This window comes from Bacillus sp. SRB_331 (assembly GCF_003264175.1).
Classification (GTDB): Bacteria; Bacillota; Bacilli; order Bacillales; family Bacillaceae_G; genus Bacillus_A; species Bacillus_A mycoides.
The window spans coordinates 25,209-42,837 of record NZ_NADV01000002.1; the positions used below are offsets into that span (position 1 = coordinate 25,209).

The window sequence follows — 17,629 nt, forward strand, 5'->3', positions numbered from 1 at the left end:
AGTCCTTATCAATCAGGACTCTTTTTGTTATGTTGACAGCGCTAATTACCAAATAAACTTGCTGTATCAAGATCTTCATATTCATCATTCAAAACATTTGTTTCAGATTTAGAAACGTCTTCTTTTTTTTCATCTTCATTATCGGGCCTCTCTTCAGGAGTCCCAATTACTTCATTAGGAGATTTAATCTCATTATGGTTGTTTTGGTCATCATTTTTGATAATGAGATTTGAATCATTCAATAGGACCCGTTTAACCTCATTTAAAAAGTCTTTATCTTGAAGTAAGATTTCTCTTTGCATTTGTTGTTGAATCTTATAATCACCAACATCTTGTAAACCATGTTTATCAATGAAGTAACAGACAAGTTTATATAATGAATCTGCTATATTCCCTTGAGATTCAAACCATTTAAAGAATTCCTCATTCTCAATTTTTTTGAGATTCCAAAAGAAAGATTCTCTTTTCTTGTCAGCCATATTATCTCACCTTTTTTCGAGTAAGAATATTCTTGATTACTTGCATCCCTCTAGCATTCATATCTACAGCATATTTTTCTGGTATCCATAATAAGTACATACCAACTTGCTCACAATACTCTAATAGTTGATTATATAACTCATCTTTAAAAGTAACACTTCCCCCACCGTATACACATAAAATTTCAGCTTCACTAGCTGTATTGCTTACATACTTTTCACTTGTATCTTCTAAGATAAGTTCAGCTTGTTCCACTTTTGTAATATTAAAGTACCCAGTTGCTTCTTCATAGTATTTATGATCTGGATCTTGAAGGATTTGTGAGAATTGTTGGCGTTTAATGTTTGTTCCACGTTCTTCGTTTAATAGCTTAACAGCTTCTTCTGTAGCATGCCCAACTCCACGTCTTTCTCCACTACAAGCATCAATGACTGGATTTACACCAACTGTGTATATATACTCAGTTGTTCCATCTCCAATGTCGCTATGTAAGATTTTTTTGTTCTTAAAGAATGATTTTTTAACTGTCTCTACCCCAAGTTTGTCTTTATATAGTTTAATAAAGTCACTAAACATATCTTCTTCGCCTTCAAGGATTGCATATAAAGGAGGAACGCCTTCCTGGGTAATGTTTGCACTGTTAAATGTTAAGCTGACTGTTACTTGTTCTTCTCCTACATAAACAACTACAACATGATTTGAATTAGTAAAACGTTGCTCTAGGTGTTTTGCATTTACTGGTGTCCATTGGCTTGCTGGAATAGCTGAAATAAGATCAACATTCACATTAATTGATTGTGGTAGTTGTTCAGTTCTTTCCCACTCAAGCTGAACGGATTTATTTGCAATTAGTCCTAGCATATTAATTAACGGCAAATCATCGTTATATTTTTGACCTACTTTAATGTTCATGTTTTTTGGGTTCTTCCCTGTTAGCATCGCTCGATTACCAATAAAGTACATACCAGATCTTCTAATTGATTTACTAGCAATATTTACAAACATATTGTCTACTAGATTAATCACATTTTTTTGAGTGTTTGTTTCTGTTACATTTGGCATTGAGTAAACGCTTTGATATACGTTTTTCATTTTTATGTATTCACCATTAATGTAACCTTTAAAAGAATCGTTCCCAATATCGCCTTCAATGTCTATATGAAGAGTTTTCCCTTTTAAATCCTTCATTATACATCACCTCTATAAAATTTATTTTTTATTTATATTTAATAAATATATTATAACTTAAAATTAGAGTGATTACAAGGTTTTGAAAGGAATTAACCTTAATTAAATATCAATTAGATATAATTTAGATATAAAAATAATATTTAATTGAGTTAATTTGAATTTTAGAGTTGATTAATTAAGGTTTTATATAAAATAAATATAAAACAGAAATTCATTTTATATTTATTAGAACTAAGTTCAGTTCGTTTGTTGGATTGATTGTTTTTTCAGTTAATTGTATGTTTTGTAAGGAATTTATATAAACCTTGGAGAAGTTTTCTATATGCGTTGAATGAATTCCTTTAAGATATTCTTAGGAATTAAAGTTAGAATTTAAGAGAATTTGAAGTTTTCGAGGATGTATTTAAATCCGCTAACAGCCAAACGTTATCGAAGTGTTAATTTGGTGTTTAATAATACATAAACGCTATACGTTATCATGGCGTTTCTCCCTTTAATAACAACGTTTATAAGGTTTTTGTTAACGAATAATAAAGTTGTTTGAAAAAGAAAATAGTTGTTTAAAAACAGGCTATAAAATCGGATTTTTATAGCCTGTTTCTTGTATATGTATAGCTAGAATAAAGCATGTTTGGATTTCAATTTATCGTTCTCCGACAAAAAACTCCTTCCTCAAAAATGTGAAGGTGTGAAACACCAATTTTAGGTGGGAGATGAATGTCGGTTGGCATAGGCCAACATGTTTGCTATCATTTACTTGTACAGATTGCTCTTCGAAAACTGAAGATATGAGGTTGGTTGCAGAAAAACGTTGCAACCGTAAAATTTTCAACGATCGACCCACGCTTGCCGAAGTTGCGAAAACCAAGCCAAAGTAGGTAGTGTGGTGAGTCAACGTACAAGATACTTATGTTCTCACCGTAGGGACGTTAAGTGGTGAGTAGTTCAAAAACATCCATTACCCTAAACGTTTGACAAACTAGCAATAAGTCTAGAGCAAAAGTAAGTCCATACTGGCATAATTCCAAAGTGAAAAATTCAACATGCTCACTATACCAATAATCATAGCTTAAATCACCTGTACCCTCAGATCTGGAAAAATTACTTGTTACTTCATTCATTTTTTAAAAATCAATCTCTATATATTTTATAATTGCTAATCGATTATTGTCTCCATCCAATACAATATCGTACTGACCAACTTTTTGAATTTCTTCTCCTTCAAGCCCGTAAACACAATGTGCAGCGCATGTTCCTGTTTTGATTCCTTTAACAACTAAACTTCCTAATTCATCTCCCATGTCCTTGGAACCATCTCCAAACATCCATGCATCTGGAACACTTATGTTTAACTCATTTTCTCTCGCGTACATATGCCAATATTCTCCTATCTTATTAACTGACATTAGTCACTCATCCCTATTATCTGTCAATATTTTAGAAGAACATGTAAGCCATCAAATATATTAATTTAGGATGTTTTGCTTTCTTTGATCCATGTATATAATGTGAGTTCACAGTTTACATAATAACATTCGGCATGATCCTCTAGATTTAGTGTAATAACTGATAGACCGCTTAAGTTATAGTGTTCAAAAGTAATAATGAAAGCATTAATTAGAGCGAGTAATTTGTATATGAACCAACTCAATTATTTAAGTTAGAATTCATTTTTTAGTAAATAAAGTAGTTAGTTGGATCTGAAAGTTTAATATTTTCAAGAGAATGTGATGTTTTAGAGAATGTAATTAAACCTCCTAAGGCATAAACGTTATCAAAGTGTTATTTTAGTGTTTAAGATTACGTAAACGCTATCCGTTTTTGTAGCGACTATCCCTTTCATATCAACGTTTATGGGAGCTCATTTATTTAGAGGAATGCGACTTGTACTAAGATTGCTTAGAGATAATGATAAAAGATTTGCTGATAAAGCTGAAAGTTGAGGATCAAGAAAGCTTTGTTTTTGAAATTTAGGGCATGCTATTTTAAATTTGTAGTTTCATTTAAAATAAGCTATCATTCTATATTTGTAATAAAGAAGCGTAATTTAAGTATTCAATATATAATTTCATTACAACAAGATTAAAATAAATATAGAATGAACGCTTGTGAAGTGGTAAATTAACGTTCTAATAAACGTGAACGCTATGCGTTCATAATCCGTTAAAACCATTGTTTTATGGGGTTAAGGCATTCTTGCTTTAATTATATAATATGAAAATATTAAAAAGTTAAGGCGTTACAGAGCCTAACCAAGCTTCCCGAAAAATCGATGAAATTTTGATGATTTCGAAAATAATGATCAAAACATTGATATTAATTAAAATCGAGGATCTTTAGGATTCATAGGTAAGGCCAAAGAAATATATAAATACTTCTAATTGTTGAAATGGTGGAATTGCCTTAAACGCAATAAAATTGAAAGTAATACTCTAAATTTCATACAAAATTAAATTTAAATTCGAGTTGAGGAATAACTATATAAAATTGAAGTGTATAAAAACTAAAATTGATCGTGAACGCTAGGCGTTTATGGTGCGTTCTTTCTTTTGATATCAAAGGATTAAGATAGCTTTGATATGTTTGAATTAAGAAAAGTAATTAAAAAAAGGTTGAGAAAAAGACAGGTTTTTTTTGCTTTTTCAACTAATAATATTATAATTGAAATTAAGTTATCTTCTCTTTATTATACTTAGGCGATATGTATGAACCTTAGTAAAAAAGTAATGAACTTTTGATGAGTATTAGTTAGATGTATATTAGTAAATATACGTTTTACTTTTGAAGTTAAATAGGTATTAAAGACAGACATAAGAGGAATTCTTTTTAATAACGTATATTTAGCATTGTGAAGATGATTTAAAAAATAAAAAGAAAGCGGTAATTACCGCTTTCTTTTTATTAATTGGGAAATGTGTTTAAAAGAAAATCGCCCAATTAGTTTCGATTGAACAAACGTTGAATGAACGTTTGTTTACTGTTATCTTGTTGTTCTTGGCGATCTTCATTTAACAATTGAATGGCTTTATCCAGTTTTTCCTGTAGTAACTGGATTTGTACATCTTTTTCTTCCTTTTCTGAGCGTTCTTGTAATAATAAATTAATAATATCTTGGTTTTGTTGTACAATTTTTTCTTGCTGGTTAAACATATAGGAAAACTTATCTTGAATTATTGAAATATCTGTTTGTGAACGTTTCTGAAGTGTTACTTCAGTTTCATTTTCTTCCTGAACACTATCCGTTTTTGGGACGTTTTCTTCGATTGTCTCCATGCTTCGTGTAGCGGCCTCTTCTAATTTCCAGTTTTGATTTAGGTATTCCTTCATTTGTTTTAAAATATCTATATCATTTTCATAATAAATTCGTTGGTTACGTTCATTTCTTTCAAATATGTACTCCATTTTTTCTAGTTCAATTGACCATCTACGAAGTGTATTAGTGTTTATATCCAGTTGCTTTGCTACTTCTTGTGCAAAATATCCATATTCCAAACTTCACACCTCCATTATTTGTGTGTTAGATATTCTTTCTTTATTAGAAGGATCATTCCTCTAATAATAAAAATCTTTATTGGACCACTCGGTAAGAAGCTTTACTACCTTTAAAATGTTTTCAGTGCAGCTACTTGTGTGTCAGATTAGTCTATGTATCTAGTATTAATGTTAATTAAATTCTAAAGTTTATCCGTTTTGATAACGTTCACCTTTAGAAGTGAAAAGATATTTAGTAGAAAATACAATAACTAAAGAATTACTTAAAATTTTATTATTAAAAGTTTATTTCTAATATAAGAATTTTACTAGATATATGTGCAAGAATCAAAGTTTTCATTAATAGAATTAGTATCTATTTAATATTCTTTTAATTCAAAATATGGGAAAAGTTAATAGGTATGTATTGAACGCTATGCGTTTAAATAGCGTTTTACTAGTAAATAATAATATTCAATTTAAACTAGGGGTACTTGTAATGAAATTTTTGTTCCTCAAAATGGCTTATAGAGTGTTATAACTTTTATATAATCTACAAAGTATTTGAGGTATTTAATCTTAAATGAAAATAATGCTACAAGGCTATATTTAATAGTTTACGTTTTTTAGTATGGCCTATCTTTTTAAAATGCATTCAATAGCTATTGATATTATTATAATATTCTTTAGAAGTGGGGGAGGAAGGGGAGACATTCCCATAGATTCCATTTGAAATGAATAGAATTTTATCAAATTTTAGGGAAGCTGATTACAGGCATCTACATAATAATTTATATATTTTGCAAGTTGAATCGGATTCCTTAAAATTAGACAAAACAGAAAGAATTCCAGAATGCTATATTAAATAAATCTTGTTTTAAAAAGTAAAACCAATAAAGACATTAGAATAAATAATGATGCTTTTAAACTTACTCTAGCAAGCTATTCAGCATTTTCTCTTAGTAAATTTCAAGTTTAATTTGATAGTTAAAGAAGAGCTAACTATAAATATATTATGGTTAACTGTATACGTGGATTGCCTGGAACTTCATAAAAAAATTCTATAAGATGATTTGTATTTTGAAGTTTCTTGTGTCGAAAAATAGCAAGTTTATGACTTTTTATAAGAGGATATGACAAATAGCCTTGCTATGGTTGATTTTTTTAAGCAAGGCTACATACGAGTATGATTTTTTAAATTTAGTTACTCTCTTCTAAAAAATTATAGAAAACAAATTCTCTTTTTATATTTAAACCATGCAGGGATTTCTTTTCTAATGCGTTTTGATTTCTTCGTTCCCAGTTTTGTTTAGATTTTTGCCCAAACATTTTTATAAAATGTGCAGGATTGCTATTTTGAGCTTTATTGTATTGGAACCATTGCACACATTCTTCAAAATCCCATCTAGTATAGCGGTCGATATAAGGTGTCATTCTTAAAGCAATTGTGTATGCATCCTTTTCACTAAGGTGATTTAGTTCTTGGCTTAAAATATAGTAATAAGCCTTTCTCTGATCCTCACTTAGATAGTCGTCCAAATCTTGTAATCTGTTATTCTTTTCTTTTAATTCACAATACGTATTTGATTTTGCTTGTTTGTTTGCGCTGAAAATATCTATAGAATTAGACGAGACTTGTATATCTTTCTTTATATCTCCGTGATTGGCTACAACAGTCTTCTTAAAGAGCTTTTTACTTAGAAATTCAGTGAAAGTAGAGCACACATCAATTGCTACAGCCCATTTTATCTTGAAGTATTCAATGATTTTTAAATAGTTGTTATGAATGGTTAAAATGTAAATTGAAGGGGCAATCTTACCATGTCTTCGTACTTTAATTTGTTGGCATACTCCCAAATCTTGCAGCCATGTTAACACGTAGTTAATGACAGGTTTTGAAATACCTGATTTTTTGCTGATGTGATCTTGCTTTACTTGGGAATATCCTTCTTGTACTAGGTACGATAAAACTGTTTCTAAAGCTTCATATTTACGTTTTGTGAGGTAATCCTTCGTAGTAACACCCTCATATTCTAGGACTATATTATCAATGTAAGTAATAACTTTCTTAATTGATTGATTAATAGCCCCGGTTTTTTTTGATAGGTGATTGATGTGGGGACTTAATTCGGCTTTTGCTCGACTGAGCAAAAAGTTGTGTAATAACACAGAAAAAACCTCCTAATTTTCCCACCACAAATAAACAGGAAAACAGAGGTTTTATATTCACATTGTATGCAACTTATGGTATAATTTTAACATCAAGTATGACATTAAAGAAAAACACATATATTTATAATGTGAATTTAAAACCCTATCCAGAGGAGTTTTTAATTAGTTCGAAGTTTGCCGACCTAGACTAATTAAAAACCGTGCGGTGGGGTTTTATTTTTTTATATAAACTTAATAATAGTATCATTAATTGAACCGTTTTTAATATAGGTAATTAATAATGTCCTTGTAAACTATTTTACACATAGTTTTTTGAAATATCAACTAAGAATAGGTTAGAAGTTGAATAAGAAAACGCGTTATTTTTATTGAAAATTCTGAAATTTATATAGAAATATAGAAAAATGTATATTGGAACGAAAGTTTCACTAATTTCTGGTAGAATATATTTACAGAATATTCTATACGTATGTATTTTCCCATACATTAGCATTTCAAGAGGATGTGAGGATATACCATGATTCTAGAAAAAATCCATAAAGATCTAAATGATAAAGGTATTACTAATAGACAGCTTGCAGAAATGTTTGATACCAGTCATTCTAAAATAAATGAGTCATTTACCAGGAAAAGGGAGTTTGATTTTTATATTTACACTGAAATATTGAATATGTTATACCCACATGATTATAATTTTAGGAAAACGGAAGTACTGAAATATTGTGAAAAAGCAAAGCGTAAAGTGAATTTGAGAGTTGCTTTTGAATATTTAGATATGTGTGGAGAATTAGATGTATTACAGTATTTAATTGATAAGGAAAAAGAATCTAACAATATACTGAATCGTAAATTTGCAAATGCTTATGAATTACTTCATTTAAGAAATGCTGGAAAAATAAATCCGCAAACTTTTTTAAAAACAGTAAAAAAGAAAATGGAACAAAGAAAGAGTACAGATGATATTAGCAAAATCCCAATGGATTTTTCACTAATCTACGCTTTTTTTGATTATCGAAATTATAATTTAGTAAGTGAATATACAAATGATTTATTATCACAAATTAAAAATTTGAAAAATCCATTTTTACGTTCTTCTTATGAATTACGAACTATGGAATTGCTTGCTACAAGTTATCATAGGAATAACGAGCTGGAAAAGGCAAGAGAATTATGTAATGAAATGATTGTTAGACAAGGGAGAGTAGCTTTAATACCAAAAGCAACAGCATGCTGTATCATGGGTGAAACATATATACTAAGCGATTATGAATTATCTAAGTACTACTTGGATAAAGGATTGCAACTTATGATATCCCCAAATAACAAAAAGATGTTCAAGAAGAAACAAATGATACAAACAACTCTAGATTTTCTTAACATACATCTTGAAAAGAATCTAGATAATATAGAACCAAAAAATCCGGCAGAACTTGCATATTTGTATGTCAAAAGGGGTCTGAATCAACAAGCAGATAATCTTATTGAAGAAATCAAAAGGAAAAATGGTTTCTTGACACCGTTACAAGTTTTCATTCAGGCTCTTGCAAGAGATGATATGAATTTAATGAGAGAAGCATTATTGGCATTTGAGAGAAATAACGACTTGTTCTATGCAGAACTTCCTAAAAATGTACTAAAATTGAAGTAGGAGTGGTACAAGTGAAAAATTGGACAAAGAAAACTTATTTGCTAATTACAATAACAGCATTAGCAATGCTCCCCATACAAGGGAGTATTGCTAAAATCATTCAATATATGATGGTAGATCCTGGTGGCGGTGCTGGGTGATAGGCTTGTTAAAAGATGACACTACAAAAATTGTAGTGTCATTTGTTGTTTAAGGGGTGGAACATTTGTTGGCAATTTTTAATGTTTCGTTCCACTAATGCGTAAAAATAGGAATTTATAAAAGAAAATCCATTTTACAGGAGAGTGCCTATTTGATGAAAAAGAAAAATATATGTAAACGAGTTGATTACGATTTCTTGGTATCAGTGTTGTCACAAACAAGTAATTATGTTGAACTACATAGTAAATTACAAACTTATATACAGCAAAATAAAAATTCAAAATCTAGTCTAAGAAAGAGAGCAAATTAAAAGGCAAAGGATTTATTTCTTTGTTTTTTTTACTTTATACCCAAGGAACTCTATGTACTCTAATAATCCTTTTTCTATTTCTTGACGTTCATCTTCGGAGACTGAATTAAGGTCCTCATATAATTCTTTTGCTAATCTACTTATTTCATTTTTATTAGAATCACCGTCATTTCCAACTAAATAGTCAACTGATACACCAAAAAAGCGTGAGATTTTTACTAGCATTTCATAATTTGGCTCAGCTCCTGAATTTTCCCAATTGGAAATTGTTGTTTGAGCAATCCCTAATGCTTTTCCAAGAGCGGTAGCGCTCATATTTTTTTTGTTTCTTAATTCTCTTAATCTTTTTCCAAACATGGTTTTTAGCTCCTTATAACTATATTTATGTTAAAATTTAAAAAAGTTAACATGTTCAGTGTTGACTTTCGGCTTAAAGACTAATAAACTGTAAAAAAAGGGGGGAGATATTTGGCAGTTCTAAGAGAAATTCGTGAGTCAAAGGGTTATACAATTAAAGAAGTTTCAAAGGGTTCCAAAATTCCTACAAGTACTTTATACGATGTAGAATCAGGGAGAAAAGGTTTAATTTTTAGCAGGGCAAAAAGCATTGCGGATTTTTTTGAAGAACCAATTGAGAACATATTTTTTGCAACTTACTATCGAGCAAAGTTGGAATAAACTATTTTCACAAAAAATAATTATACATTTATATTGTAAATGAACCATGTAAAAAAGGTACAATTTTATTGTTATTTTTTAAGTTTTTAAATCAGAAAATTCTGATTTAAATAGTTCTTTGAAAACTGCATATCATTTGAGGGAGCTGTTAGTATGTTGAAACGATCGTATCAAACGTTACTCATTGTCATGAGTATACTTCTAATTGTCTTAAATTTTGTATTTCCACTTACGAAAGCGAGTGCTGAAGTCATTAATCGTGAGAAATACGAAATGAATTGGAGTTTCAGTCCCATGTACGGGAAAGACCTACGGACAGAATTATTGAAGAATACGAATGGGCAAATTGCGTATTGCTTAACGTATGGGAAATTAAGTCCAAACGGTAATGACCTTCCAGAGATGGGGCGCACAGACGATGTTGTGTACCGAGTTCTTCTAAATGGATATCCGCAAAAGAGTCCAGAAGAATTAGGAGTTTCTGACTGGAAAGAGGCGCATTATGCGACACAGCTTAGTGTTTGGGCAGCGTTAGGTCAAATTGACATTAACGAAGTTCAGCATCGCAACGGAAATGTTGCTAAAGTCGTAAAAACCATTATTAATGGTGCGAATGCAAGCCAGGAAACACAAGACATGTACATGAATGTAACACCAACAGACAATCAAGAAGCAAAGTTAAACGGTGAGTACTTTGAAACGACAGTGTATCAAATTGAAAGTAATGCTAAGAACGGTGTGTTTACAGTTCAACTAGCTAATGCACCGAATGGAACGAAAGTTGTTTCAACAAAAGGTGAAGAAAAACAACAATTCAATTTAGGAGAACAATTCCGTATTTTGATACCGAAATCCTCTCAAACAGGTAACTTTACCTTAAAAGTAACATCCAATCTATCTAATTTGCAGGCAGTCGCTTATCAAGGAACTGATAAAGTCCAAGATGCAACAGTCCTTTTAGAAAAAAGTGAGGAAAAAGTGAGTGCCGATCTACAATTAAACTGGAAATCACTTGGTGGATTGAAAGTTATAAAAGTAGGAGAGCAAAAAGAATTGCTACAGGGTGCAGTATTTGAAGTATTCAACAGTGCAAACAAAAAGATGGGCACGATTACTACCAATGAGCAAGGTTCAGCAAGCCTTTCTGGTTTAGAAATCGGAACTTATACTCTTAAAGAGGTAAAATCACCTACTGGTTATGTATTGAATGGGCAGCCACAACAGATTGAAGTAAAAACAGGCGAGGTTGCTACGATTACAGTACAAAACGTAAAAGTAAAAGGAAACATTGAGATTAAGAAATTAAGTGATAGCGGAAAAACTCTTCCAAAAGTTGAGTTCACAGTGTATACAGCAGAGGGAAAAGAAATCACAAAAACAACTACAAATGAACAAGGGATTGCACAAGTGAAGGATCTTCCATATGGTAAGTATTATTTTGCTGAGACAAAAGGGGTAGAAGGATATCTTCTTAATCAAACAAAATATCCATTCGAGATCAAAGAACAAGGAAAAACACTGACATTTACGGTTGAAAATAAAGAAGTAAAAGGAAACGTGCAACTTCTAAAAGTAGATGGAGAGAATCCAGATAAAAAATTAGAAGGTGCGGTGTTCATTCTTCAAGATAGTAAAGGAAAGAAAATTAGCGAACACAAAAGTGATAAAAATGGTTTGGTTGAAGTAAAAGACTTACCATTTGGAGCATATTCATTTATTGAGAAGCAAGCACCAATTGGCTATGTGTTAACGAAAGAATCTATTCCTTTTAGTATCTCTGAACAAGGAAAGGCAGTCATGCTAACAGCGGAAAATAGGAACATCATAGGAGAGTTGGAGATTAGCAAGGTAGATATTGCGGATGGTAACAATAAGCTTCCCAATGCTGAATTTACCATTTTTAACGAAAAAAATGAAGAAGTTGTAAAAGGAAAAACGGATCAAAACGGCATAGCGAAATTTAAGCTTCCATATGGAAAGTACACATATAAAGAAACATTCGCACCAGAAGGATATTTACTAAATGAAGAAATATTCTCTTTTGAAATTAAAGAGGATGGTCAAATCATTAAGCATACGGTGAAGGACCAGAAGAAACCGACACCACCTACACCAGAGACACCACAACCAGAACAACCACAAAAACCAGAGCAACCAGAAGCGCCACAACCACAGGTACCGGAACAACCAAAAGTAACGGAAAAACCTGTCATACCACAATTAGAGAAACCACAACAGATTGTTATGAAACCACAACTAGAACAAACACCAAAGAAAATCGAAACTTATCTTCCGACAACAGGCGGTAAAGCCGAAAATCCATACATAAAATGGGTCGGTCTTGTATGTGTCGCACTTGGCTTAATTGGAGCCGTATTTGCAGTAAGAAACCGCAAGAAAGCTCAATAAAGAAAGGACTAAGAGTATATGACAAAATATCAAGCTCATTTTAGTAAAACAGATGAAAATCCGCTTGGTTTTGCTATTGGATTTCGTAATGCATGTATACTCGTAATTCCCATTTGGACATTTGTTTTTTGGATAGGGAGCAAGATATAAGATACCGAGAGGGAGATGAAATGAGATGTCAGAAATCTACGTCGGTAAAATGAAAAATTTAGGGAAACTTGGGGAAGGCGTTATGCGGCGCAAGAGTGCTTGGTTGCCTGAAGAATTGATGCAAGCAATTTCAATCGCTCAAACTGTAATTAGACCATTAAAGCAACATGATTATTGGATAGAATCCGCTACAAAATTATTGGCAGGAAGTATTTTGTATCTGAATCAACGACATAAAAACCTATATTACTTAGATGTGAAAAAAGTTATTGAGTTCACGGAAAAAATATATGAGAGTGAAGCGAACTTGGTAGAAGTAGTACATTCGCTTGAGAATGAGCATCCAGCTTATCAAATCTTCCATGAGCTAGGTCTTTATTCAAAAGAAACAAGGGATGCGATAACTATCACATTGCTATACATTCTTGAAAAACATCAACGTGAAAAGCAAGTGGAACAAAAAGAGTATTTTTGGTTTCAGTAGTAGTCATAAGAGGAAAATGAAATAGGAAGGAGTGCAACACATGCTAGGCGTAGCTAAGAAGTATACAAAGGTGATTAGAGCGTTGAAAGAGATGAATGAAAGGAAAAAGATTGCAGGTGTGATAAAAGCTCGATTTGGGGCTTATAAATCGGTCATAGAAGGTGTAAATGAAACAAACGATGATTTTATTTTCATTTTTGATCCGAAAGGTATCTTTTTTGAAGACACATACAAAGGGAAACAAGAGCAAGGGTATCACATACTCAAACATGATTTACTGGCTGGTTATGAAACGCTTCAAATGGATATAAAGCAAAAAGCGGTTGTGTATATCAGTGTAGAAACGGAAACAAGTACGTATCAAGATAGAGGAGAAGCATTATCAAGTTTTCTTCTGTATCTAACAGAATGCAAGAATATAAGACCAATTCACCTGGTATTTCATCAATATGATTTGTACCCGATCCCTCATATGGAGCAGTTTTTAAAAGATAGCGCAACTTACCACATTCATCATTCAATCGTAGTTGAATCTCAATCCGCATTACAGCAGATATATGGAAAAGAGGCAGCACAACGCATTATCACTTCGTACAACACAACAATCCTAGCATGATATAAAGCACTCGTTCACTATTTCATCTTATCTAGATGGCTAGAAAACTAGACAAGGGAGAGGCGCTTTTCTCCCTTCTTTATCAAAAATAGGAGGAGTTCATATGGGAAAAGAACAAAGGCTCACATTCTATGATATTGCCGCATCACAAGCTCATAGTGTCAAAACTTTTGATGGGAAAACATACGAACTGAAAGGTGCCATCGCAATTGAAAATACCACAGGAAGCATTGAAAAGGTAGCTCAAATTTATTATCAAGTGCGCTCGGTTAGAGATGAACATCAAAATTTAATTGCAAAACGGAAACATAAGCAAGCGGAATTAGTAGCTGTAAAACAAAAATGTAAATAAAAAAAGCGATTTTGAAGTGTGCTGAGAACATAGCACAAAGTAATTTGCTCTTTGACAATTTAGATATATATTGCGTATGTCTTTCTTCCTTAAAGTAATGATGTAGAAGGATGATATACGGCCAGTATATATGCGTGCCTCCCTTCAAAAGGTCACTAGAGGGGGTAGGTATACGATTATCGTTTGATGAGTAAGATCGTAAAACTCATCTGTGACCACTGGGAAATGCATTGTATCAAAGATCTGTTTGTTTCAGTAATCGTGAGGAATATCCCATGTTGACATTCTGAAGAAGCGACGAACATTACAAACAGTAGATACATAAGGTTCTACGTTCACGCCAAAATACGTAGTGCGGTATTGGGCATATAGAAGCTAGGTCGGGGTTAGTATCTATACGCATGCTAATACAGGGTTCGTCATTCCAGCCATAAATGATATTTCCATTTTCTATCCCACTTTCCTATAAATGTTATAAAATAAAGACGGATGTTGAAGTTAAAATGTGTCTCATCACACTTCAAAATCGCTTTAAAAAATATGGCATAGGGAGGAACATGCATGAGTCGTAAAGGGTGGATCATTTCCGCTGTTGTTGGACTGTTAATTGCAATTGGTATTAGTTCAGCATTTGTCTTTAGCTCTGGAAAAGGGGAAGTAATGGAACTTAGTCCTTTAGAAATGAAGAAGTTTATGAGTGAGGATGGAACAGGTTTTATTATGTTGAACTCTAATATGAGACATAGTGATGATTGGATTTTTCTTGTGAAGAAAATAGCTGAAAAGGAAAAGATTCAGGTAAGAGGATTGAATGAAAATCGTGAGGACATTCCAGGTTCAAGTAATCCTCACGATTGGGGATTATCACAACGAAGAGATTCTCTGGCTTATTATGAAAAAGGAAAACTGAAAAAAGATATTGATTTCTCTAAGTTCAAAGAGTCCGAACTTGAAAAAGAAGTTACCTATTTTGTTCAAAAGTGCAAAGATCAATATCAGAAGTAATCACATAATCATTGAAAGGTGGTGATACAGTGGCGATTACACAAAAAGAGTTAAAAAAGGAAAAAGAAATGGTAGCAAATCTATTAAAAGCCAATGGTCAGGATTATAACCATTGGCTTCATTTACATCATCAGAAATGTATTGAAGAAAATCAAGATTTAGTAATGAAAGCTTTACAAGCTTATAAGGCAACACCAACAGAAGTAAAAGAAGACAGCAAGCCGAATGAGTCAAGTCAGCTTAGTAATGTATAAGAATCTAAATATGAAAAGGGAGTGAGTGTATATGTTTGAAACAATTGCTCAAATGTTAGTGTTAGGTGATGCGATGGATGGTCTAATTAATACGGGTAATTCATTTATTACTTGGATGCAAAGAGGGGCAATGGTGAGTACAGCAATTGTTTTTTGTTGGGGCGCTTATCTTTTAATCTGGGGCGGTGAGCGTGGAAGACATAAATGTATTTGGTGGTTTATTGGTGGGGCGGCCGGACTCGTTATCGTAATGGGATGCCAATACTTAGCAGAGAGCGTAAATAGTAATGTTAAATTTGGTCAAATCTTATTTCCATTTCTTTGGATGAAATAGTGAATGAATATGAATAGGGCAATGAGGAAGCTATGCAAAGGGTATGGCTTTTTTTGTTGCCTTTTTTCATGGGATTTAAAGTAAATGTGAGAAAGGAGAAGCCATGTTTGTCATTTTTAAAAGTAGTAATGGAACAGAAATTGAGTCTGGTAAGCAATATTCGTTTCATGAAGCTTATACCTTAACCAAACGATTAGAACGTGTTTATAGAGAAGAAGGGCGGCAAGAACATATTGATTTTGACTTGATAGATGGTCATTCTAATGAAATCTATAACGGTACTTTATCACTGGGTTCAAGATATGCAAATCATATTTTTGATCACATTTCTAAAAAAATGAATGTGATGCAATTAGATCCAGAACAAGAGGAACAAAAGAAGGAGCTGTTAGAAACGTTAGAAAGGGAAATCAATGATTCTCCTTTTCATGAAGAATATGAATATCAAGAAGAATTATCAGAAAGAAAGGAGGAACCCTCCTATAGTCCATCGGATGAAGTGAAAACACAAGTAAAGCCTGGAAAGGAAAATAGAAAAGGATTCAAGATGATTGCGAGTGTTATAGGAAGTGTGGTGTTAATTGGAGCTGGTGCCATATTTGCCTTTAAATTATTCTCTTCCGAGCCAGTTTCGAGTGCAAATGCTGGCTCGGAACAATATGTAGTAAAAGGATTACAACAGGCAGCCATTCAACAGTATGGAGAAGCCGTTAAATACTTTGATAAGGTCAATTACACAGAATTAGATAAAGATAGTCAGAAGGCAGTTTTATTTACTTATTTATTAAATGGAAGGGCAAATAAGGCATTACAATATGAGCCGAAATTTGCAGAAAGTGTGGTTGCTTATTTTATCGGGATAGACAACATGAATAAAATCAATGAAATTGATGTCAAAAATGATGTAATCGACTTTGAAAAGGCAGCGCTTAATAAGAAATATGAGGAGGTAATCAAGCTTAAAGGGAAAGTCAATATGGATGGTAGACGTGAAAAGCTCATCGTTGAAGCTTTTGTAAATCTAAAAAAATATGAAGAGTGTTATTCTTTTGCCAAAACACAAGGAAATAAAAACTTGATGAAAGAGGTCAAAGAATTAGAAAAACGAGATGTTCAACAATCTACGATAAGTGAAGAGGAAAAGAAAACTAAGATTGAAAAAATTGATAAAGATCTAAAGGACATCTAAGGGGGAAAAAATAACATGCCATTAAATTATGAGAATCTGTACAAAAAAATGGGAATTGTTTTTCTTGGTGGTTCATTGATATTGAGTACTACAGGGTGCAGTTGGTCTGGAAGCAAGGAATCATCAAAAAGTAAACCAGCTATTACAAAAAAGGTAGATAAGAATAAGCCGGAGGAAAAGAAAGAAAATCTGAACAAACAAGATTTCGAAGCAATTACAGAGAACGCAATTCAAAGTAAAGATAATGAAGTTGCTTATGTACTAGATGAGATTGATAAATCAAAAATTAATTTCAAAGAAAAATCCATTGTAAGTAATCTTCAAAATGGAGATGAAACCACTTCTCGTGTTCTTGCACTCTTTGATAAAGAAACAACAGATAAAACACTTCAAGATACGACAAAAGATAATGTGATTGCAGCTATTACAGATAATAAACCACAAGTAACCCTGAACGGAGATCATTTTGCGTTTGGCGATCAAAATATTGATTCTTCAGTAGCGAGTATAGGAGATATTCTTCCACCAGTTACACCGGAGGGGGAGAATGGTAATACGGAAAATACAGGGACAGAAAAACCGAAACCAACAGAACCAGAGAAACCAAAACCGCCGGTAGATCCGCCAGTAGATCCACCAACGGATCCAGAGAAACCAAAACCACCGGTAGATCCGCCAGTAGATCCACCAACGGATCCAGAGAAACCAAAACCGCCGGTAGATCCGCCAGTAGATCCGCCAACGG

General features: G+C 32.5%; 18 protein-coding genes and 1 pseudogene. 13 read left to right on the forward strand and 6 right to left on the reverse strand.

All coding sequences use genetic code 11. The annotated features are described in order from the left end of the window. Positions 1 to 41 precede the first annotated feature (41 nt). From B5P42_RS01570 to B5P42_RS01595, 5 genes and pseudogenes are all read right to left on the reverse strand, one after another. Positions 42 to 479: a hypothetical protein gene (locus B5P42_RS01570; protein ID WP_113733483.1), complete on the reverse strand. Its 438-nt coding sequence runs from the start codon at positions 477 to 479 to the stop codon at positions 42 to 44. A 1-nt stretch (position 480) separates the two neighbouring features. Then, positions 481 to 1,668 (reverse strand): ParM/StbA family protein, encoded by a 1,188-nt coding sequence (locus B5P42_RS01575; RefSeq protein ID WP_113733484.1) that lies wholly within the window; start codon positions 1,666 to 1,668, stop codon positions 481 to 483. Positions 1,669 to 2,600: 932 nt separating this feature from the next. After that, a pseudogene (locus B5P42_RS01585) lies at positions 2,601 to 3,077 on the reverse strand (ASCH domain-containing protein). Between the two features lie 1,531 nt (positions 3,078 to 4,608). After that, positions 4,609 to 5,163, reverse strand: coding sequence for a MerR family transcriptional regulator (locus B5P42_RS01590; protein ID WP_113733485.1), 555 nt, complete (start codon positions 5,161 to 5,163; stop codon positions 4,609 to 4,611). Positions 5,164 to 6,342: 1,179 nt separating this feature from the next. Continuing rightward, on the reverse strand, positions 6,343 to 7,311 hold the full coding sequence (locus tag B5P42_RS01595; protein ID WP_113733486.1) for a Replicase RepFR55: 969 nt from the start codon (positions 7,309 to 7,311) through the stop codon (positions 6,343 to 6,345). 520 nt (positions 7,312 to 7,831) lie between these two features. Here B5P42_RS01595 and B5P42_RS01600 point away from each other — a divergent pair. Together B5P42_RS01600 and B5P42_RS32455 are read left to right on the forward strand one after the other, a co-directional pair. Continuing rightward, positions 7,832 to 8,962: an AimR family lysis-lysogeny pheromone receptor gene (locus tag B5P42_RS01600; protein WP_113733487.1), complete on the forward strand. Its 1,131-nt coding sequence runs from the start codon at positions 7,832 to 7,834 to the stop codon at positions 8,960 to 8,962. A gap of 11 nt (positions 8,963 to 8,973) precedes the next feature. Further along, entirely contained in the window at positions 8,974 to 9,102 is a 129-nt protein-coding gene (locus B5P42_RS32455; protein ID WP_258397385.1) for a hypothetical protein, read from the forward strand. Positions 9,103 to 9,425: 323 nt separating this feature from the next. Here the strand turns inward: B5P42_RS32455 and B5P42_RS01605 are convergent, their stop codons facing one another. Then, positions 9,426 to 9,770: a helix-turn-helix domain-containing protein gene (locus tag B5P42_RS01605; protein ID WP_002187884.1), complete on the reverse strand. Its 345-nt coding sequence runs from the start codon at positions 9,768 to 9,770 to the stop codon at positions 9,426 to 9,428. A 111-nt stretch (positions 9,771 to 9,881) separates the two neighbouring features. On the opposite strand from B5P42_RS01605, the gene B5P42_RS01610 reads away from it, so the two are divergent. The 11 genes from B5P42_RS01610 to B5P42_RS01655 all read left to right on the forward strand — a co-directional run. Next, a complete protein-coding gene (locus B5P42_RS01610) occupies positions 9,882 to 10,091 on the forward strand; it encodes a helix-turn-helix transcriptional regulator (RefSeq protein ID WP_113733488.1) in 210 nt (69 codons plus the stop codon). A 153-nt stretch (positions 10,092 to 10,244) separates the two neighbouring features. After that, entirely contained in the window at positions 10,245 to 12,500 is a 2,256-nt protein-coding gene (locus tag B5P42_RS01615; RefSeq protein WP_113733489.1) for a thioester domain-containing protein, read from the forward strand. A gap of 18 nt (positions 12,501 to 12,518) precedes the next feature. Next, the gene (locus B5P42_RS32460; RefSeq protein ID WP_258397387.1) at positions 12,519 to 12,650 is read left to right on the forward strand and encodes a hypothetical protein; all 132 of its coding nucleotides are present in this window, start codon (positions 12,519 to 12,521) and stop codon (positions 12,648 to 12,650) included. A gap of 25 nt (positions 12,651 to 12,675) precedes the next feature. Next, on the forward strand, positions 12,676 to 13,134 hold the full coding sequence (locus tag B5P42_RS01620; protein WP_113733490.1) for a type IV secretory system conjugative DNA transfer family protein: 459 nt from the start codon (positions 12,676 to 12,678) through the stop codon (positions 13,132 to 13,134). Between the two features lie 40 nt (positions 13,135 to 13,174). Then, complete coding sequence (locus B5P42_RS01625; protein ID WP_113733491.1) at positions 13,175 to 13,750, forward strand: TraM recognition domain-containing protein; 576 nt, start codon at positions 13,175 to 13,177, stop codon at positions 13,748 to 13,750. A 103-nt stretch (positions 13,751 to 13,853) separates the two neighbouring features. Then, entirely contained in the window at positions 13,854 to 14,102 is a 249-nt protein-coding gene (locus tag B5P42_RS01630; RefSeq protein ID WP_113733492.1) for a hypothetical protein, read from the forward strand. A gap of 561 nt (positions 14,103 to 14,663) precedes the next feature. Further along, positions 14,664 to 15,107: a hypothetical protein gene (locus B5P42_RS01635; protein WP_113733493.1), complete on the forward strand. Its 444-nt coding sequence runs from the start codon at positions 14,664 to 14,666 to the stop codon at positions 15,105 to 15,107. 29 nt (positions 15,108 to 15,136) lie between these two features. Further along, entirely contained in the window at positions 15,137 to 15,361 is a 225-nt protein-coding gene (locus B5P42_RS01640; protein WP_002166630.1) for a hypothetical protein, read from the forward strand. Between the two features lie 31 nt (positions 15,362 to 15,392). Beyond that, positions 15,393 to 15,695 carry a hypothetical protein gene (locus B5P42_RS01645; RefSeq protein ID WP_002193594.1) on the forward strand — a complete coding sequence of 101 codons (303 nt, stop codon included), beginning with the start codon at positions 15,393 to 15,395 and terminating at the stop codon, positions 15,693 to 15,695. A gap of 103 nt (positions 15,696 to 15,798) precedes the next feature. Continuing rightward, positions 15,799 to 16,884, forward strand: a complete 1,086-nt coding sequence (locus B5P42_RS01650; protein ID WP_113733494.1) for a hypothetical protein — start codon at positions 15,799 to 15,801, stop codon at positions 16,882 to 16,884. Between the two features lie 15 nt (positions 16,885 to 16,899). Then, on the forward strand, positions 16,900 to 17,629 hold a 730-nt coding region (locus B5P42_RS01655), incomplete at its 3' end, for a hemagglutinin (RefSeq protein WP_258397389.1).